Annotated in this window: 15 protein-coding genes; 5 read left to right on the top strand and 10 right to left on the bottom strand. The window is 72.0% G+C overall.

Going from position 1 to position 17,697, the window contains the following annotated elements; genetic code table 11:
- The first annotated feature begins 140 nt into the window (after positions 1–140).
- The gene (locus E6R60_RS21245) at positions 141–1,418 is read left to right on the top strand and encodes a DUF1343 domain-containing protein (protein ID WP_136328196.1); all 1,278 of its coding nucleotides are present in this window, start codon (positions 141–143) and stop codon (positions 1,416–1,418) included.
- A gap of 57 nt (positions 1,419–1,475) precedes the next feature.
- On the opposite strand, the gene E6R60_RS21240 is transcribed toward E6R60_RS21245, so the two are convergent.
- Positions 1,476–4,322 carry a penicillin acylase family protein gene (locus E6R60_RS21240; RefSeq protein WP_136328195.1) on the bottom strand — a complete coding sequence of 949 codons (2,847 nt, stop codon included), beginning with the start codon at positions 4,320–4,322 and terminating at the stop codon, positions 1,476–1,478.
- A gap of 230 nt (positions 4,323–4,552) precedes the next feature.
- Here E6R60_RS21240 and E6R60_RS21235 point away from each other — a divergent pair, with 230 nt between their 5' ends.
- Positions 4,553–5,164, top strand: a complete 612-nt coding sequence (locus tag E6R60_RS21235) for a hypothetical protein (RefSeq protein ID WP_136328194.1) — start codon at positions 4,553–4,555, stop codon at positions 5,162–5,164.
- 84 nt (positions 5,165–5,248) lie between these two features.
- On the opposite strand, the gene soxR is transcribed toward E6R60_RS21235, so the two are convergent.
- On the bottom strand, positions 5,249–5,734 hold the full coding sequence (gene soxR, locus E6R60_RS21230) for a redox-sensitive transcriptional activator SoxR (RefSeq protein ID WP_136328193.1): 486 nt from the start codon (positions 5,732–5,734) through the stop codon (positions 5,249–5,251).
- 131 nt (positions 5,735–5,865) lie between these two features.
- Here soxR and E6R60_RS21225 point away from each other — a divergent pair, with 131 nt between their 5' ends.
- Positions 5,866–6,327 (top strand): MaoC family dehydratase, encoded by a 462-nt coding sequence (locus E6R60_RS21225; protein WP_136328192.1) that lies wholly within the window; start codon positions 5,866–5,868, stop codon positions 6,325–6,327.
- A 105-nt stretch (positions 6,328–6,432) separates the two neighbouring features.
- Here E6R60_RS21225 and E6R60_RS21220 read toward each other — a convergent pair whose 3' ends face one another.
- The 3 genes from E6R60_RS21220 to E6R60_RS21210 form a co-directional block, all read right to left on the bottom strand.
- Positions 6,433–7,056: a TetR/AcrR family transcriptional regulator gene (locus tag E6R60_RS21220; protein ID WP_136328191.1), complete on the bottom strand. Its 624-nt coding sequence runs from the start codon at positions 7,054–7,056 to the stop codon at positions 6,433–6,435.
- An 83-nt stretch (positions 7,057–7,139) separates the two neighbouring features.
- The gene (locus E6R60_RS21215) at positions 7,140–7,430 is read right to left on the bottom strand and encodes a YiaA/YiaB family inner membrane protein (RefSeq protein ID WP_136328190.1); all 291 of its coding nucleotides are present in this window, start codon (positions 7,428–7,430) and stop codon (positions 7,140–7,142) included.
- An 87-nt stretch (positions 7,431–7,517) separates the two neighbouring features.
- Positions 7,518–8,669: an acyl-CoA dehydrogenase family protein gene (locus E6R60_RS21210; RefSeq protein WP_136328189.1), complete on the bottom strand. Its 1,152-nt coding sequence runs from the start codon at positions 8,667–8,669 to the stop codon at positions 7,518–7,520.
- Positions 8,670–8,898: 229 nt separating this feature from the next.
- Here E6R60_RS21210 and E6R60_RS21205 point away from each other — a divergent pair, with 229 nt between their 5' ends.
- Together E6R60_RS21205 and E6R60_RS21200 are read left to right on the top strand one after the other, a co-directional pair.
- Entirely contained in the window at positions 8,899–9,549 is a 651-nt protein-coding gene (locus E6R60_RS21205; RefSeq protein WP_136328188.1) for a TetR/AcrR family transcriptional regulator, read from the top strand.
- A gap of 78 nt (positions 9,550–9,627) precedes the next feature.
- Complete coding sequence (locus E6R60_RS21200; protein ID WP_240802640.1) at positions 9,628–10,608, top strand: DMT family transporter; 981 nt, start codon at positions 9,628–9,630, stop codon at positions 10,606–10,608.
- A gap of 138 nt (positions 10,609–10,746) precedes the next feature.
- Here E6R60_RS21200 and E6R60_RS21195 read toward each other — a convergent pair whose 3' ends face one another.
- The 5 genes from E6R60_RS21195 to E6R60_RS21175 all read right to left on the bottom strand — a co-directional run bounded on the left by E6R60_RS21195 (position 10,747) and on the right by E6R60_RS21175 (position 17,629).
- Positions 10,747–11,826: a Zn-dependent alcohol dehydrogenase gene (locus tag E6R60_RS21195; protein WP_136328187.1), complete on the bottom strand. Its 1,080-nt coding sequence runs from the start codon at positions 11,824–11,826 to the stop codon at positions 10,747–10,749.
- Between the two features lie 62 nt (positions 11,827–11,888).
- A complete protein-coding gene (locus E6R60_RS21190; protein WP_136328186.1) occupies positions 11,889–13,283 on the bottom strand; it encodes an aldehyde dehydrogenase family protein in 1,395 nt (464 codons plus the stop codon).
- A 169-nt stretch (positions 13,284–13,452) separates the two neighbouring features.
- Positions 13,453–14,811 (bottom strand): ABC transporter ATP-binding protein, encoded by a 1,359-nt coding sequence (locus E6R60_RS21185; protein ID WP_136328185.1) that lies wholly within the window; start codon positions 14,809–14,811, stop codon positions 13,453–13,455.
- Between the two features lie 133 nt (positions 14,812–14,944).
- On the bottom strand, positions 14,945–16,216 hold the full coding sequence (locus E6R60_RS21180; RefSeq protein ID WP_136328184.1) for an MFS transporter: 1,272 nt from the start codon (positions 16,214–16,216) through the stop codon (positions 14,945–14,947).
- Positions 16,217–16,219: 3 nt separating this feature from the next.
- Positions 16,220–17,629, bottom strand: a complete 1,410-nt coding sequence (locus E6R60_RS21175; RefSeq protein ID WP_136328183.1) for a citrate:proton symporter — start codon at positions 17,627–17,629, stop codon at positions 16,220–16,222.
- Positions 17,630–17,697: the final 68 nt, after the last annotated feature.

Below are 17,697 nucleotides of genomic sequence, written 5' to 3'. Positions count from 1 at the left end.
GGGCCGGGGGCCTTCCCCGAGGACCGCGGCGGTCGCCCACCGACCGGCGCACAGCCGCCCCGTCCGGCGCGTTCCCTGCGGCCCTCCCGCGCGCTAGCGTGCGTGGCCATGACAGAAGTCGCGATCATGGAGGTAGCCGAATGAGCCTGTCCAGGCGTGGATTGCTGGCCGCCGGAGGCGCGGTGGGGGCGCTCGCGGCGACCGCGGCGTCCGCCCGACCCGCGGCGGCCGGCGCCCCTTCCGGCAAGGGGCACGGCGGCGGACACGGCCGGGTCCGTACCGGATTCGACCGGCTGGCGGCGGACGGCTACGCGCTGCTGGCGGGGCAGCGGGTCGGTGTCGTCACGAACCCCACCGGGATCACCTCCGACGTGCGCCACATCGTCGATGTGATGCACCCGGACGAGCGGGTGGACCTGACCGCGGTCTTCGGCCCCGAGCACGGCTTCCGCGGCACGGCGCAGGCGGGCGGGTCGGAGGGCCGGTACGACGACCCGGCGACCGGGCTGCCGGTCTACGACACGTATCTGAAGAGCGGTCAGGCGCTCGCCGGCGTCTTCACGGCATCCGGCGTCGACACGATCGTCTTCGACATCCAGGACGCGGGCGCCCGCTTCTACACGTACATCTGGACGCTGTACGACTGCATGGAGGCGGCGGCCCTCGCCGGCAAGCGGTTCGTGGTCCTGGACCGGCCGAACCCGGTGTCGGGACGCGCCGCGCTCGGGCCGGTGCTGGACCCGGCTTTCGGCACCTTCGTGGGGCGGCGGGAGATCGCCCAGGCGCACGGGATGACGGTCACGGAGCTGGCCCTGCTGTTCAACGGGGAGTTCCTCGCGGACCGTCCGGCCGAGCTGGAGACCGTGAAAATGTCGGGGTGGTCCCGCACGGACTTCTTCGACGGGACCGGCCTGCCGTGGGTGCCGCCGAGCCCCAACATGCCGACGCCCGACACCGCGCTGGTCTACTCGGGCACCTGCCTCTTCGAGGGGACGAACCTCTCCGAGGGGCGCGGCACGACCCGGCCGTTCGAGCTGCTCGGCGCGGAGGGCGTCGGCCCGGCCTGGGCTGCGGCGGCCAACGCGCTGGACCTGCCCGGCGTGGCGTTCCGCGAGGCGTACTTCGCGCCCACGTTCTCCAAGTTCCAGGGGAAGACGGTGGGCGGGGTCCAGGTGCACGTACAGGACCGCGAGGCCTTCGATCCGGTGCGCACGGGGATCGCGCTGCTCGTGACGGCGAAGCGGACGTGGAGCGGGTTCGCCTGGCGGCCGGACAACTGGATCGACAAGCTCACCGGCAACACGCGTGTCCGCACGATGATCGACGCGGGTGCGGACACGGATGAGGTGGTGGGTGCGTGGGCGGACGATCTCGCCGCGTTCCGGGCCGTCCGGCAGCGGTACCTGCAGTATCGGTGAGCTGTGCCGGGCGGTTCCGTCCTCGAACGCGGGACGGGCTGGGACCCGGCGTGGAACTCAGCGGTGCGCCGGGAACTCCACCACCTGCTGGTAGGTCGGCCGGTTCTGCCAGTGGATCGCCTTCTGCGTGATCCCGCCCAGCGCCCGGTGGATGATCGAGTCCGTGCACCACTGCTCACCGGCCTTGCAGGTGCCGTCGGCCGGGTAGACCTCGGCCGCCGGCACCGCCACCGCCTGCTTCAGCGAGGACAGCAGGGCCGTGCGGCAGCTGCTCAGGTCGCCGTTGCCGCAGTAGGTCCTGGCCAGCGGTCCCTTGACCGGCTGCCCCAGCACCTGGCGCAGGTCCTTGTCGGCGAAGCCCCACCAGCCGTACTGGAAGGCCGAACCGCTGTGCGCGCCGCTCGGCCCGTGGCTGGCCGCCGGTGACTCGTCGGTGGCGAGATTCGTGGTGAGCGCCCCGTACAGGCTTTCGCCGAGCCCCGGTGCGAACTCCGCCTCGATCAGCCTCGGCCACCACGCGTCCATGATCCGCACCGCTTCGGCGTGGGTGTACGCGTGCGAGCCCGGGCTGCTCTCCTTGCGCTGGGCGCCCGACGCCCGCCAGGTGTCCAGCTGCTGGACCACCGCGTTCAGTGCGGGGTCGGTGACCGGCTGGGAGCGGATCACCTTGAGCAGCTCGGGCAGCAGCTGCTCGCCCCGCAGATCGGTGAGCGCGGCGTCCGCCATCGCCCGGGTGAGGGACGCGCGGGTCACCCCGCCCTCCGCCACCAGGGCCGCCACCCGGTCGTCGAGCAGATCGGCCCGGTGCACCGCGCTGAGCCCGAAGCCCGCGGAGGCGTACCCCTCGGCCTGCTTGTTGTTCCAGGAGACGTAGTAGTCCTGGCCGCTGGAGTGCGGGTGCTCGGCGAACGGGGTGTAGGAGGCGGTGTTGGCCACCGGTTCGTAACCCTGCCACTCGTACGCCTTCTCCGCCCTGACGGGCAGTGCCGCGTCGACGCCCGGGGCACGGACCGGGTTCATGCCGCTGTTGTAGTAGGCGGCCGTGCGGGAGTCGGCGTAGAACCAGTTGAAGGCGTAGTCGATGTTGCTCGCCGCCCGCTGGAAGGACGCGGCGTCGGTGACGTAGGACGGGTCGTTGAGCATCTGGAAGCCGATGATCGAGTCGGCCTCGTGCCGGTAGGTGGTGCGCAGCGTCGTGTACGCGACGGGCTTGCCGCCCACCGTGGCACGGTGCGTGACGATGCCGTAGCCGGTGCGCCAGACCTGCATCCGGTAGGAGCCCTGCGCCGTGGAGTCGGCGACCGTGGGCTTCCAGGAATTGGTGCGCTCCATCTTCTCCATGGCCGTACAGGCGCCCCGGTAGAGGTAGTGCGTGGACTCCTTGGCGGGCGGGGAGCCGTCGGGTTCGCAGAGCTCGACGGCGTACGTGTCGGTGATGTCCTGGCCCGCCGATGTGGCGCTCCAGGCGTAGTCCTGGCCCCGACCCATCTGGATGTACATGCCGACGCCGGCGAAGGAGACGCCGCGGGCGCTGATGCCGGGGCCCTGGATCTCCTGGAGCATCATCAGCTGCGGGGCGAAGTAGCCGGTCTGCGGGCCGAACACGGCGACCGGATTGCCGCTGGCCGTGTGCGCGCCGGACACCAGCAGGGCGTTGGACATGCCGCGCTTCTGGGCGCCCGGGCCGGAGCCGGGGAGCGAGCCCTCGGGGATGACCCCGTCGTCATAGATGCCCTGGGCGCTCCTGAGCGCGGCGGGGGCCTTGACGGGCGTCTTGGCGTTGGTGCCCGCCGAGCCGGTGCGGTCGTGGATCAGCGGTTCGGCGGTGACGGAGCCGGGGTCCGGGAGCGCCGTACCCACCGCCTTGGCAGGCTTGTTCGCGTACGGGAAAGCGGTCCCGTCGTGCACGGTCAGCACGGCCTCGGGGTCGTTGCGCTGCCGGAAGGACTCCCAGACCTTCGTGCCCTCCTCGACGCCGTACTTCTGCTGGGCGGAGAGCAGGGACAGCGCCGCCTGCACCTCGCCGCCGCCCCCGCCGCCGAACTGACCGCCGACGACCGAGGCGATCGAGATCAGGTCGGTCAGTTTGAACGGCTGGATCTCGCCTGCGTTCGTGAGGGAGTCGATCTTGCCGGTGAGGACGTACTCGCCGGGGAAGTAGCGGCCCTTCTTCGACTTCTCCCGGTAGGAGTTGATGCCGTCCACGTAGGCCTGGGCGTCCGCCATGGCCTGTTCGCCGCGGGCCCCCTCGTGCGTCCTGATGTAGTCGACCTGTGCCTCCAGATCGGCCTCGGTGTACGGGGCCTGCGGCCAGAACTGCTGCTCCAGGCCCTGGTTGGCGAGCGCGCCGCCGGCGAACGAGGTCAGTTCCCCGCGTCCGATGTGGCGGAAGAGGTCCATCAGCCAGAGCCGGTCCTGACCGGCCGCGAAGCCGGCGCCGAACTCGGTTCCGTAGCGGGTGGCGCCCTTGATGTGCGGGACGCCCGACACCTTGTCGCGGGTGATCGTGACGTCGGCGCGGGGCGAGGTGACGGACTCGACCTGGTCCTTCGCGACGCCGAAGGAGGCGTCGTTGAAGAAGTCGTTCAGCTTCTGGTCGGTGAGGGTTGTGTGTCCGGCCACCAGGCCGTCGTACCGGTCGAGCTGGTCGTCGCTGTGCGCGGGATGGGTGCCGAACGCCTTGTTGCCGAGGATCTCGACGAGGGTGGCGTTGCCGTTCTCGCCGGGCGGCAGGATGTCGTCGCACTGCCCCTGGCAGTAGTCGACGACGGGTACGGGGTCCGGTTCGGCGGCGCCCGCCCCCGGTGCGGAGGCCAGCAGGGACGTGCCGAGGGCGAGAACGGCCGCGACGGTGGCGGCTCGTGTCCTGCCGGTGCGTACGGACATGCGGGTGCGTGGGGGCATGCGTGCTCCTCGGAGAGGCCGGTGCGCCGGAGGTTACCGCCGGTATGACCCCTCCGTAAGGTGAACATCGGTCACCTTCTCCGAATCGCCACACGCCGTCACATGACGAGCCGTCATCTCGCCAATTGGACCGACTCGTCATTGGATGGAGCCGATCCGGGCACTCGTACGTCCACTCACTGACGCCGAAGTACGGGCGACGGAGTTCGAGCGACGGAGGTGGCGGCGCCATGGCCGGTTTCCGGAGTCTTGCGAGACAGGTCCGCGATCCGCGGAGCGATCTGGCACTGCGGCGGTATTCGCTGCGCAAATGCCTGGAGCGCTTCGCACCGTACGGTCACCGGGCGACCTGGGCCCACCTGTGTGCCCGGCACGGGATGGGCCCCGAGGACCGGGCGCCCGACCCGGCGCGCCTGATGCGCGCGCTGGAGGAACTGGAGAAGGCCCGGGCGGTCTGGCTGGGTTACGAGGCGGGGTTCGCCGAGCGCCGCAGGCGGGAGAAGCACGAAGGGCTGCGCAGGCCGGCCGCGTTCGACGACTGGCACCGGTGCACCTGGGGCGGGAACGGCGTCGCACGGTGCGAGGACCCGGCCCTCCACCCGGCGGCGCCGCTCGCGGACGTACTGGGCCGGCTGATCTCGGCCCTGGAGTCGGAGCCGGGCAACGGCTGCCCGGTGTGCGCACAGGCTCGCATCGTGTGGCGGCAGGACCTGGACAGCGAGCCGTGGTCCGGCCCGGTGTGCACGGGGTGCGGCATCGTGGTTCCGCAGCCCGTGCTGACCCCGGACGCGCTGGCGAAGGCCCGGCGGGCCCGGCTCGGGCCCCTCGCGACGATCGCCTGACGGCTCACGACGACCGCCGGAGGAACGGAGCGGCCCGTTCGGCGCCTTCGGGCGCCCGGACGGGCACCCTCGCGCCCCCGGCGCTCAGCGCCCTCCCGGGGAGCCGTTCGCGCCCCGGCCCTCGGGCATCAGCCGCGAGCCGCTCATCCGCTCGCCGGAGACGTCGTCCGGGTTGGAGAGCACACAGGTCTCCAGCGACAGGCAGCCGCAGCCGATGCAGTCGGTGAGATGGTCGCGGAGCCTGGCCAGCTGCTGGATCCGCTCGTCCAGTTCCGAGCGCCAGGCCGCGGAGAGCCGGGCCCAGTCGTCCCGGTTCGGGGTGCGCTCCTCCGGCAGCTCGGCCAGGGCGTCGCGGATGGTGGCCAGCGGGATGCCGACCCGCTGCGCCGCACGGACGAAGGCGACCCGCCGCAGGGCGTCCCTCGTGTAGCGGCGCTGGTTGCCGCTGGTGCGACGGCTGCTTATCAGGCCCTTGGCCTCGTAGAAGTGCAGGGCCGAGACGGCGGCGCCGCTGCGCGCCGAGAGCTGGCCGACCGTGAGTTCATGGAGTGTCTGTGGGATCTGGGGCACTCATCGAACCCTACGTGCCCGGTTCCCGGGCGGTCCGTCGTTGACAGGAAAGCACCCGCCCACCATGCTGAGCAAGCGCTTAGACAGCGTCGGTACGGGAGTTCGAGAGCGGGAAGGCAGGGACCAGGGACATGGCAGAGCCGAGGATCTTCACGTCCGCGCAGGAGCTGCGCGACGGCGTGGGCGAGCAGCTGGGGCACAGTGACTGGCTGGAGGTCGACCAGAAGAGGATCGACCTCTTCGCCGAGGCCACCGGCGACCACCAGTGGATCCATGTGGACCCCGAGCGCGCGGCGGCGGGGCCCTTCGGCACGACGATCGCGCACGGCTACCTCACGCTCTCGCTGCTGCCGGCGCTCGTACCGCAGGTCATGCGGGTCGAGAACACGAAGATGGGCATCAACTACGGGACGAACAAGGTCCGTTTCCCGTCCACCGTGCCCGTGGGCTCGCGGCTGCGGGCGACGGCCGTCCTGAAGAGCGTCGAGGAGGCGGGCGGCGGCGTACAGGTCACGGCCGTCGTCACGGTCGAGCGCGAGGGCGGCGAGAAGCCGGCGTGCGTGGCCGAGTCGGTGTCGCGCTTCTACTTCTGAGCCGGGCCACGGCACGGGCCGGGCCCTCGCGGGGGTCCGGCCCGCGGCAGTCGGCGGCGCGCACGACGGGACCGGGCCGACGTCCCGCGCCGGCCGCGCCCCGCGTCAGCGCTCGGCCGCGACCATCCGCAGGACGAGACCGGCGTACAGCTCGCCCACCTCGTCCGGGGTGCGGCTGCCCTGCGCGTTGAACCAGCGCGCCACGTCGATGCAGAGCGAGAGCACGGCGAGCGCGGTGCCGGGCACGTCGGATACGTCGAACTCCCCGGCCGCCACACCCTCGCCGATGATCCGGCGCACCGCCGCGTCGCTCCTGCGGCGCAGCTCGACGATCTCGGTGCGGTGGTCCTCGGCGAGCGCGTCGAGCTCGTACTGGACCACGCGCGCGGTCGTGTGCCGCTCGGCGTGCCAGCGCACGAAGGCCCGCACGGCCCCGGCGAGCCGCTCGGTGGCCGTGCCCTCGCCGTCGGCCGCCGACTCCAGCAGGGTCAGGGCGCGGTCGTGGCCGATCCTGCTGATCCGGTGGAGCAGCTCTTCCTTCGTCTTGTAGTGGATGTAGAGCGCGGCGGGGCTCATACCGGCGCGGCCCGCGATGTCCCGGGTGGTGGTCGCGTGGTACCCGCGCTCGGCGAAGGCGTCGACGGCCGCGACGAGGAGCCGCCGGGCGGCCTCGGGCGTCACTTCGGCCCACGGCGTGTTCTCGCCGTCGGTCTCCTCCGCCGTGCTCATCCTCGGTCGCCCCTCTCAGTCAGCAGGACGAACACCATACCCCGATCCTGAGCAAGCGCTTAGGGGTCCGGGGAGTGAGATCGTCAGAGCTTCTGGTAGGGGTCGTGCTCGGCGAGGATCTTCTCCAGGCGGGCCTGATCGACCCGGCTGACGATCTGGCCCGCCTCCTGCCGGTCGCGGATCACCTTGGCCAGGGTGAAGGCGGAGGTGACGAGGTAGAGGACGCCGATGGCCAGGAACCCGCGCACCCAGCCGTCGGCGTCGAGGGAGTAGATCCCGAGGGCCACCGCCCCCGACGCGATCCCGAAGGACGCGACGGCCTGGCCGTAGAAGGCGGCGGTGTTCTGCTGCTTGACCGATGTCGTCTCACTCATGCCGCCCAGCATCGGGCGATGTGGCGCACGGCACATCCGTCCGGCTACTCAGACAGCTACTCATGCGCCCGTCCGGGTCCCCGGGACTCAGAAGGCGGAGACCCCCGTCAGGGCGCGGCCGATGATCAGCTTCTGGATCTGGCTGGTGCCCTCGTAGAGCGTCATCACCCGGGCGTCCCGCAGCAGCTTGCCGACCGGGTACTCGTCGATGTAGCCGTACCCGCCGAAGACCTGGACGGCGTTGTTCGCGGCGCGGACGGCGGCCTCGGAGGCGAAGAGCTTCGCCTGGGAGGCGGCGGTGGCGAAGGCTTCGCCCCGGTCGATCAGGTCGGCCACCCGCCAGGTCAGCAGGCGGGCGGCGTCGACGTCCACGGAGATGTCGCTGATGAGTTCCTGGACGAGCTGGTAGCTCGCGATGGACTTGCCGAACTGCTCGCGCTCGCCCGCGTATCCCACGGCCGCGTCCAGGGCCGCCTGGGCGATGCCGACGCAGCCGGCGGCGACCGACATCCGCCCCTTGGCCAGCGCGGACATGGCGAGGGAGAAGCCCTTGCCCTCCGGGCCCATGAGGGCGGCGGCGGGGACGCGGACGTCCTCGAGGACCAGCTCGGCGGTCGCCTGGCCGCGCAGGCCGAGCTTGCCGTGGATGGTGCGCCGGGTGAGGCCGGGGAGGTCCGTGGGCACCAGGAAGGCGGACACGCCCTTGTGGCCGGGGGTGTCGTTGGTGCGGGCGAAGAGCAGCACCACATCGGCCCAGGTGCCGTTGGTGATGAACATCTTGCTGCCGTTGATGACGTAGTCACCGCCGTCCCGGACGGCCCTCGTCGTCAGGTTCCCGGCGTCCGACCCCGTGCCCGGTTCGGTGAGGCCGAAGCAGCCGACCGCGTCACCGGAGGTCAGCCGCGGCAGCCACTGCCGCTTCTGGTCCTCGTCGCCCCACGCGGCGACGGTCTTGGCGACCAGCCCCAGCGAGACGGAGACGATGCCGCGGACCGAGGAGTCCCCGCGGCCCAGTTCCTCGGTGACCAGGCAGTACGCGAGGTGGTCACCCCCCGATCCGCCGTACTCCTCGGGGACCGTCAGTCCGAGGAAGCCGAGGGAGCCCAGCTTCTTCACGATCGACTTGTCGACGCTCTCGGCCCGGTCCCACTCGACGACGTGCGGGGCGATGTCCCGGGCCACGAAGTCCTTGGCGAGCCGCCGGACGGCTTCCTGCTCCTCACTGAGCTCCAGGTTCATCCTTGACTCTCCATGTCGCGTTGGACCGACCGGCAATTGGGGGGTGGGTGAAGGAGCGGGGCTGGGTGCGTGCAGCCGCAAGGCGGAGGATCGAGCCATGGCGGAGCCATGGTGAGGGACGACAACGCCGCAGATGTGCGCACCCAGCCCCGCGACGCCGCCCCCCAATTGCCGGTGGGTCTTAATTAGCACTGCTAGTTTTAGGGGTGCAGGGCCTACTATGTGCCGCATGGCCCGCCCGCGCAAGCCCCTCCTCAGCAGAGACCGCATCGTCGAGACGGCGAGCGCACTCGTGGACGCCGAGGGGCTGGACGCGGTCTCCACCCGCCGCCTCGCGGCCGAGCTCGGGGTCAGCGGGCCGTCGCTCTACAACCACTTCCGCAACAAGGACGAGATCCTGGACGCGGTCGCCGACTCCGTCTCCGCACAGGTCGATCTGTCGATGTTCGACGAGTCCGACACCCGCGACTGGCGGGCCGCACTGCACGACTGGGCGGTCTCCTACCGCGCGGCGCTCGCCGCGCACCCGCACATCGTCCCGGTGCTCGCCCAGGGCCCCGGCCGCCGCCCGGCCGGTCTGCGGGTCGCCGACGCGGTGTTCGGCGCGATGGTCCGCGCGGGCTGGCCGCCCGCCCAGGCCACCTCCATCGGCGCCCTGATGCGCTACTTCATCACCGGCTCGGCCCTGGGCTCGTTCGCCCGCGGTTTCGTGGACGACGAGACGGCGTACGACCCGGCCGACTATCCCCACCTCGGCCAGGCGCACCTCCTGGCGGAACGGCGTCAGCAGGTCGACGAGGGGGCGTTCGAGACGGGGCTGCGGGCGCTGATCGACGGGCTCGCCCTCCAGTACACCCCGCCGGCACAGCGGCCGCGTTAGCGCCCGCGCCCGGCCGCGCCCACCGGGACCCCGACTATTCGGTGGGCACCGAAACGTCCTGGCCTTACCGTCAGGTCCATGACGACGCCCTCCTCCTCAGCCGCGCCCCCGGACCACCGTGCCTGGCGGGCGACCGCCGCCGCCTGCACCACCGTGGTGCTGTGGGCCTCCGCCTTCGTCTCCATCCGCAGTGCGGGCGAGGCCTACTCCCCCGGCGCGCTGGCCCTCGGGCGGCTGCTGGCCGGCTCCCTGGCCCTCGGCGCGCTCCTGCTCGTCCGGCGGGAGGGACTGCCCTCGCGGGCCGCCTGGCCGGGGATTCTCTGGTCCGGGCTGCTGTGGTTCGGCCTGTACATGGTGGTGCTCAACTGGGGTGAGCAGCAGGTGGACGCGGGCACCGCGGCGATGGTCGTGAACATCGGGCCGCTGCTGATCGCCCTGCTCGGCGCCCGGCTGCTCGGCGAGGGGCTGCCGCGCCGGCTGCTGCTGGGCATGGCCGTGTCCTTCGCGGGCGCCGCGGTGGTGGGGCTCTCCATGTCGGGCCACGGGAGTTCCTCGGTGCTGGGAGTGCTGCTCTGCCTGCTGGCCGCGGTGGCGTACGCGGGCGGAGTCGTCGGCCAGAAGCCGGCGCTGCGGCACGGCTCGGCGCTGCAGATCACCACGTTCGGCTGCCTGGTGGGCACCGTGGCATGTCTGCCGTTCGCCGGCGCGCTGGTATCGGACGCGGCCGACGCACCCCTGTCGGCCACCCTGAACATGGTCTATCTGGGGATCTTCCCGACCGCACTGGCCTTCACCACGTGGGCCTACGCGCTCGCCCGCACCACGGCCGGGCGGATGGGCGCCACCACGTACGCGGTGCCCGCGCTCGTGGTGCTGATGTCGTGGCTGCTGCTGGACGAGGTGCCGGCGCTGCTCACCGTGGCCGGGGGCCTGCTCTGCCTGGCCGGGGTGGCCGTCTCCCGGACGCGTCCGGGAGCGGCCGCGGCGCTGAAGGGTCCGGCCGCCGCACCGGAGGGACCGCCTCGTGAGGCGGAGTGCGGGGCGGCGGACCGGCCGTAGGGAACCGAGCGCCGGCAGGGCCGGGGGCCCGGCTGCTCACGGCGGAGCGGGAAGAGCCGGGCCCCCGGATGACGGCCAGGGACTTTCGTTTGGATCAGGCCGGACCCCGCGAGCCCGGCGTGATCCGAACGAGAGGCCCTAGAAGACGACCAGGGCCCGTCCGCCCTTGCCGGCGACCATGTGGTCGAAGGCCGCCGGGATGCCGTCCAGCGCGATCCGGTCGGTGACCATCATCGACAGGTCGAAGCGGCCCGCCCGGATGTGGTCGGCCAGCACCGGCAGGTCGCGGGCCGGGTCGCTGTTGCCGTACACACAGCCGGTCAGGGACCTGCCCCAGTGGAAGATCTCCAGGGCGTTGAACGTCACCTGCTGGTCCTTGCCGCCGATGCCGACGACCGTGGTGCGCCCTCCTCGGCGGGTGGCTTCCCAGGCTGCGCGGATGGTGGCGGCCCGGCCGACGCACTCGACGGCCACGTCCGCGCCCTGGCCCCCGGTGAGCTTGCGGATCTCGCGGGGGGTCGTGTCGGAGGCGATCACGTAGTCCGTGGCCCCGGCCCGGCGGGCGAGGTCCTCCTTCTCCGGGGAGACGTCCACCGCGATGATCTTCGAGGCGCCGGCGATCCGGGCGGCCTGGAGCACGGCGAGACCGACCCCGCCGATGCCGAACACGACGACGGACTCGCCGGTGCGGACCCGGGCGCTGTGGTGGACCGCGCCGTACCCGGTCAGCACCGCGCAGCCGAGCAGGGCCGCGTCGGTGAGCGGGATGCCGTCGGGCGCGGGCAGGACGCAGTTCGCGGCGACCACGGTCTCCTGCGCGAAGGCGGCGACGTTCAGTCCGGGGTGGAGTTCGGTGCCGTCCGCGGCACGGGCGTGGACGTTCGCCGCGCCGGCCAGGGCGTTGACGCAGAGCCAGACCTCGCCGATGCCGCAGTGGTGGCAGCTGCCGCAGGACGGCGCCCAGTTGAGGACCACGCCGTCGCCCGGGGCCAGGTGGCCGACTCCCTCACCGACCGAGACGACGGTGCCCGCGCCCTCGTGACCGAGGACGGCCGGGACGGGCAGCCGCATGGTGCCGTTGGACAGGGAGAGGTCGGAGTGGCAGACGCCGGCGGCGGCGAGCCGGACGCGGACCTGGCCGGGGCCGGGCTCGGGCAGGGTGATGTCGGTGATCTCCAGGGGAGCTCCGACGGCGGACAGTACGGCGGCGCGGACCACGGACTGGCTCCTTGCTGATCGGGGACGCGGACTCGGCGGACTCTGCGGACTCAGGGGGCCGTTCAGAACTGGAGGGACTTGGTCTGGAGGTACTCGGCGAGACCGTGCGCACCGAGCTCGCGGCCGACGCCCGACTGCTTGTAACCGCCGAAGGGGGCGAGCGGGTTGAAACGGCCGCCGTTGATGTCGACCTGGCCGGTGTCCATCCGGCGGGCGAAGGCGACGGCCTCCTCGTCGTCGGCGGCCCAGACGGCGCCCGCCAGCCCGTACACGGTGCCGTTGGCGATGCGGAGCGCGTCCGCCTCGTCCTCGTACTTCAGGATCGAGACGACCGGGCCGAAGATCTCCTCCTGGGCGATGGTCATCTCCGGGGTGACGTCGGCGAACACGGTGGGGCTGACGTAGTACCCGGTGGCGAGCGGCGCCTCGGGCCCCCCTGCGACGACGCGCGCGCCCTCCTCGATGCCCTTCTCGATGTAACCGCGCACGCGCGCCTGCTGCTTGGCGTTGACGACCGGCCCGACCCGCTCCCCCGGCACGTACTTGGCGACGGCCTTCGCCGCGAGGGCGACGGCCTCCTCGTAGCGCTCGGCGTCCACGAGCATCCGGGTCCAGGCACTGCACGTCTGGCCGGAGTTGGACATCACGTTGGCGATGCCGACGTTGACCGCCTTGGCCAGATCGGCCGAGGGCAGGATGACGTTGGCGGACTTGCCCCCGAGCTCCAGCGCGACGCGCTTGACGGCGCCGCCGGCCGTCGCGCCGATCTGCCTGCCGACCGCGGTGGAGCCGGTGAAGGAGACCAGGTCGACGTCCTCGTGCTCGGCGAGCGCCTGTCCGGCGACCGGGCCCAGGCCGGTGACCAGGTTGAAGACGCCGGCGGGCAGACCGGCCTCCTCGGTGGCCTCGGCGAAGAGCTGAGCGGTGAGCGGGGTGTCCTCGGCGGGCTTGAGGACGACCGTGCAGCCGGCGGCGAGAGCGGGGGCCACCTTCGCCACGATCTGGTGCAGCGGGTAGTTCCACGGGGTGATCGCGCCGACCACGCCGACGGGTTCGAGGAACACGGTGGAGTTCCCGTGCCGCTCCTCGAAGGCGTACGTGGCGGCCAGCTCGGCGTACGAACCGGCGACGAGCACCGGAACGCCCGCGTGCACCATCTGCGACAGCGGCAGCGGGGAGCCCAGTTCCGCGGTGACCGTCTCGGCGATCTCGTCCTTGCGGGCGGCGAGCGCATCGCGCAGCGCGCCGATCCGGGCGGCCCGCTCGGCGGGCGGGGTCGCGGCCCAGCCGGGGAACGCGGCGCGCGCGGCGCGTACCGCGGCGTCGACGTCCTCGGCGGTGCCCGCCGGGACGTGCGCGATGACCTGTTCGTCCGCGGGGTTCACCACCGCGATGGTGTCCGTTCCGGCGGCGGGCCGCCATGCGCCGCCGATGTACATACCGTCATGGGCCTTCATGGCTGTTCCTCCCGGACGCGGTGACGGACGAGGTCGTCCGCCACCTAAACTAGCGCCGTTAGTTTTCGGGCGCCAGAGACGTCGGTCACGTGCCGGCCCCGTCCGCCGCCGACGGCCCCAGTGAGGCCGTCGGGCAGGCGGGCGGCGGACGGGGCCCGGGGGTGCCGCTTCACACCTCCAGACCGGGGACCACCTTCGGAAGGGGGCAGATCCGGCGGCCCTGGTGGTCGAATACGTACAGATGGGCCAGGTCGACCAGGAGCGGAACCTGGCCGCCGGTGCGCAGCCGCATGTCCGGACCGGTGCGGACGACGAGGTCGCTGGAGGTCACCGCGGGGCGGTCGGGACTGTGGACGCCCGGCGGGAGCGGCCCGGTCCCGGGTTCGTCGAGGACGGCGACGGATCCGCCGGCGTGTCCCGTGGCCCGTTCCTTGAGGCGTTCCAGGACACCGACCCCGCCATGGCCGCCCCGGCGCCTGCGCACCGAACCGCGGTCCGGGCGGGCCGATTCCAGGTCCGGCACCACGGCGGGCTGCGAGCCGGTGTTGAGGTGGACCAGCGCCTCGTGCCCCTGGTACTCCACGTGCTCGACGATGCCGCTGAGGGCGACCTCGCCGGGGCGGGCCTGGCTGGGCGGCGCGATGCGGACCGCCTCGGAGCGCAGCCCCACGATGATGCGCCGGCCCTGCTGGATGCGCAGCAACTGGTGGTCGGGGCTGAGGGGTTCGGGCAGGGGAAGGCGCTGACGGCCGAGGTCGATCGACATCCGCCCCTCCAGGGGCGCGTGCACGACGGCCTGCAGCAGGTTGATCCGCGGGGTGCCGATGAACGCGGCGACGAACACGTTCTCCGGCAGCGAGTACACCTCGCGCGGCGGGCTCACCTGCTGAAGCACTCCCCCGCGCATCACCGCTACCCGATGGCCGAGCGACATCGCCTCCGCCTGGTCGTGCGTCACATACACCGTGGTGACGCCGAGTTCCCTGGTGAGCTGGGATATCTCGGCCCTCAGGTGGTTGCGGAGTTTCGCGTCGAGGTTGGAGAGCGGCTCGTCCATGAGGAAGGCCGAGGGCTGGCGGGAGATCGCCCGGCCCATCGCGACGCGCTGGCGCTCGCCGCCGGAGAGCTGGCCGGGGAAACGGTCCAGGACGCTCTCGATGCCCAGCATCCTGGCCGTGTTCTCGATGCGCTCGTTGTGGTCCTGGCGCGGGTTCTCCAGCTTCAGCGGGAAACCGATGTTGGCCCGGTTGGTCATGGTCGGATAGAGCGCGAAGTTCTGGAAGACCATGGCCATGCCGCGTTCGCGGGGGGTCAGTTCATCGGCCGGCTCGCCGTCGAGCAGGATCTCCCCCTCGGTGACGTCCTCGAGCCCGGCGATCATGCGGAGCACGGTCGACTTGCCGCACCCCGAGGGGCCCAGCAGGACGACGAACTCGCCCGGGTCGATGGACAGCGAGAGGCTGTCGACGGCGCGCGAGGAACGCCCGTAGGTCTTGCTGACATTGTTCAGAGTGATGGCGCGAGTCATGTGGTTCCGCCCGGGAGGATGAAGATGGTGCGGTGGGGAGCGGCAGCAGTGGCCTGAAATTAGCCCACTGCGGAGGGTGAGGGAATGACTCGCACCAATGTTGCGGCGTACCGGTGGGGCAGAGCCGCAAGTGTCAGATGGGATTCCGGTTGCGACCGGCACGCACCGGGCCGCTCCCGGGGACGGCCGGATCCTGTTCCGGCGCGTGATCCCTGTGCGGCGGGCCCCCGTCCCTGCCGCGTGAGCCGAGGCCGGCCGCCGCGATCAGCAGCGCGCCGAGCATGACGAACGGGGCCGCGGTGCCCGCCACTCCCGCGACGAGTCCCGCGGCGGCGGGTGTCGCCACCTGGCCCAGCCGGTTGCCGGTCAGCCGCAGGGCGAGAGCGGTCGAGCGGGCCGCCGCGGGGGCCGCCTGGACGACGGTGGTCATCGACAGGGGCTGGCCGGCCCCGAGGCAGAATCCGAGGACGGCGAGCATCACGGCCAGTGCCGGGACGGGGACGGGGAGCGCGATGCCGGCGCAGAGGAGACCGGCCAGCAGGCAGGTGGACGCGAGCAGGGCCGCCCGGCCCAGCACCCTGAGCAGGGGTGTCATCACCAGCCGGCAGGCGATGGTCGCGGCGGCCCGCAGGCTCAGCAGCAGCCCGACGGTGGCGGGGGCGATGCCGCGGTGTTCCCCGACGACCGGGAGGTACGCGGTGAGGACGTCGGTCGCGGAGAGTACGGCGAGGCTGATGAAGATCCCGGCGGGAACGCCCCGGGCGCGCAGGATGCCGCTGACGGGCACCTTGGCGGCCGGCGCCGCGTCGCGGCGTGCGGGGGCGGTCCGGTGCTCGATGCGCCAGAGGGATCCGAGGGAGACGAGGGCGACCGCGGCCGAGACGACCAGGGCGAGTGCGCTGGTACGTCCCATGGCGCCGTCGCGCTCGGAGATCAGGCAGCCGGCGGCGATCGGGCCGATGAGCTGGCCGAGGGAGGCGCCGATGGTGAAGTGGCCGAAGTTGCGGTCCTGTTCGGCCGGGGCGGACTGGCGGGCGACGATCGACTGGGCCCCGATCACGAAACAGAGGTGCCCGAGCCCCATGACCCCGCTCCAGGCCGCCATCGCGGTGAGCGAGCCCGCCCGGCCGCTGAGGGCGCAGCCACCGGCGATCAGGGCGACTCCCAGCGGCAGCAGGGGTGCGCACCGGCCGTGGTCCGTCCGCCGCCCCAGGGGCACGGCGGCGAAGAGCGGCAGGAGCGCGTACACGCCGGTGATGACGCCGATCGCCCGCTCGTCCGCACCGAGTGCCAGGGCCCGGTAGGAGACGGCGGGCCGCGCCATCGACACCGCCCCCTGCGCGAAGGCGAAGGCGATGACGAGGCGCAGCAGCCAGCTCCGGCCGGGCCCGGGGGTCTCGGTCATGGATCAGATGATCCCGAACAGGAGTCCGGCGCCGAGGACCACCAGGGAGGTGAGCGCGGCCCACTTGACGGTGAAGCGGGTGTGGTCGCCGAACTCGACCTTGGCCATGCCGACGAGGACGTAGACGGCGGGCACCAGCGGGGACGACATGTGCAGGGGCTGGCCGATCAGGGAGGCGCGGGCGATCTCCAGGGGCGAGACGCCGTGCGCGGCTCCGGCCTCGGCGAGCACGGGCACGACTCCGAAGTAGAAGCCGTCGTTGGACATGAAGTACGTGAGGGGGATGCTCAGCACGCCGGTCACGAGGGCCATGTGCGGCCCCATGCCCTCCGGGATCGCGCCGACCAGCCAGTTGGCCATGTGGTCGACCATGCCGGTGCCGGTGAGGACGCCGGTGAAGACGGCGGCGGCGAAGACCATGCCGGAGACGTTGAGGACGTTGTCGGCGTGGGCGGCGATGCGGGCCCGCTGGTCGGGCATGTGCGGGAAGTTCACCGTGAGGGCGAGGGCCGCGCCGAGGAGGAAGAGCACCGGGATCGGCATCAGTTCCATGATCATCGCGGTGAGCAGGGTGACGGTGAGGGCCGCGTTGAACCAGTAGAGCTTCGGCCGCAGGGTGGCGCGGTGGGGGTCCAGGCCCTTGAAGCCGTCGCCGGCCTCCTCGGGCGCCTCGGACTCCGTACCGCCCGATCCGGCTCCGCCGGTGCTCTTGTGCAGCCGGTCGCCGCCGCCGGCGGCGACGAGGACCGTCTCGGTCTCCGTGACCGCGGGGGCCGTCAGCGCGTCGTCGATGCTGAGCGTGCCGAGCCGCTTGCGCTCGCGCCGGCCGAGGACGACGGCCAGCAGGATCACCGCGAGCAGTCCGACGCCGAGCGCCGGGATCATGGGCACGAAGATGTCCCCGGCGTCCAGCTTCAGGGCGGTGGCGGCGCGGGCCGTGGGGCCGCCCCAGGGCAGGGTGTTCATGACGCCGTTCGCCGTGGCGGCGACGCCGGTCATCACGACCAGGCTCATCTTCAGGCGCTTGTAGAGCGGATACATGGCCGAGACGGTGATCATGAAGGTGGTGGAGCCGTCGCCGTCCAGCGAGACGATCGCGGCGAGCACCGCCGTACCCACGACGATCCGCATCGGGTCGGCCTTGCAGAAGCGCAGGATGCCCCGGACGATCGGGTCGAAGAGTCCGACGTCGATCATCACCCCGAAGTAGACGATCGCGAACATCAGCATGGCGGCGGTCGGGGCCAGATTGCCGACGCCCTCGATGACGTAGTCACCGAGTTTCGCGCCCTTCCCCACGGCCACGCAGAACAGCGCGGGGATCAGGACGAGCGCCGCGATCGGCGACATCTTCTTCATCATGATCAGGACCAGGAAGGTCGCGATCATGGCAAAGCCGAGGATTGTCAGCATATGGATACCTATCGTTCACCCTTGAACTCCCACCGGAGCCGGCGGTGCGGATGACGTTAGGGGGCGCC

The sequence above is a fragment of the Streptomyces sp. A0642 genome (assembly GCF_004795105.1).
Classification (GTDB): Bacteria; Actinomycetota; Actinomycetes; order Streptomycetales; family Streptomycetaceae; genus Streptomyces.
This window is presented reverse-complemented; position numbering and strand designations above follow the sequence as displayed.

Bases quoted from the DNA above. Each gene is read 5' to 3' on its own strand.
- E6R60_RS21245 (WP_136328196.1), top strand. From the start codon at position 141: ATGAGCCTGTCCAGGCGTGGATTGCTGGCCGCCGGAGGCGCGGTGGGG.
- E6R60_RS21240 (WP_136328195.1), bottom strand. From the start codon at position 4,322: ATGCCCCCACGCACCCGCATGTCCGTACGCACCGGCAGGACACGAGCC.
- E6R60_RS21235 (WP_136328194.1), top strand. From the start codon at position 4,553: ATGGCCGGTTTCCGGAGTCTTGCGAGACAGGTCCGCGATCCGCGGAGC.
- E6R60_RS21225 (WP_136328192.1), top strand. From the start codon at position 5,866: ATGGCAGAGCCGAGGATCTTCACGTCCGCGCAGGAGCTGCGCGACGGC.
- E6R60_RS21220 (WP_136328191.1), bottom strand. From the start codon at position 7,056: ATGAGCACGGCGGAGGAGACCGACGGCGAGAACACGCCGTGGGCCGAA.
- E6R60_RS21215 (WP_136328190.1), bottom strand. From the start codon at position 7,430: ATGAGTGAGACGACATCGGTCAAGCAGCAGAACACCGCCGCCTTCTAC.
- E6R60_RS21210 (WP_136328189.1), bottom strand. From the start codon at position 8,669: ATGAACCTGGAGCTCAGTGAGGAGCAGGAAGCCGTCCGGCGGCTCGCC.
- E6R60_RS21205 (WP_136328188.1), top strand. From the start codon at position 8,899: ATGGCCCGCCCGCGCAAGCCCCTCCTCAGCAGAGACCGCATCGTCGAG.
- E6R60_RS21200 (WP_240802640.1), top strand. From the start codon at position 9,628: ATGACGACGCCCTCCTCCTCAGCCGCGCCCCCGGACCACCGTGCCTGG.
- E6R60_RS21190 (WP_136328186.1), bottom strand. From the start codon at position 13,283: ATGAAGGCCCATGACGGTATGTACATCGGCGGCGCATGGCGGCCCGCC.
- E6R60_RS21185 (WP_136328185.1), bottom strand. From the start codon at position 14,811: ATGACTCGCGCCATCACTCTGAACAATGTCAGCAAGACCTACGGGCGT.
- E6R60_RS21180 (WP_136328184.1), bottom strand. From the start codon at position 16,216: ATGACCGAGACCCCCGGGCCCGGCCGGAGCTGGCTGCTGCGCCTCGTC.
- E6R60_RS21175 (WP_136328183.1), bottom strand. From the start codon at position 17,629: ATGCTGACAATCCTCGGCTTTGCCATGATCGCGACCTTCCTGGTCCTG.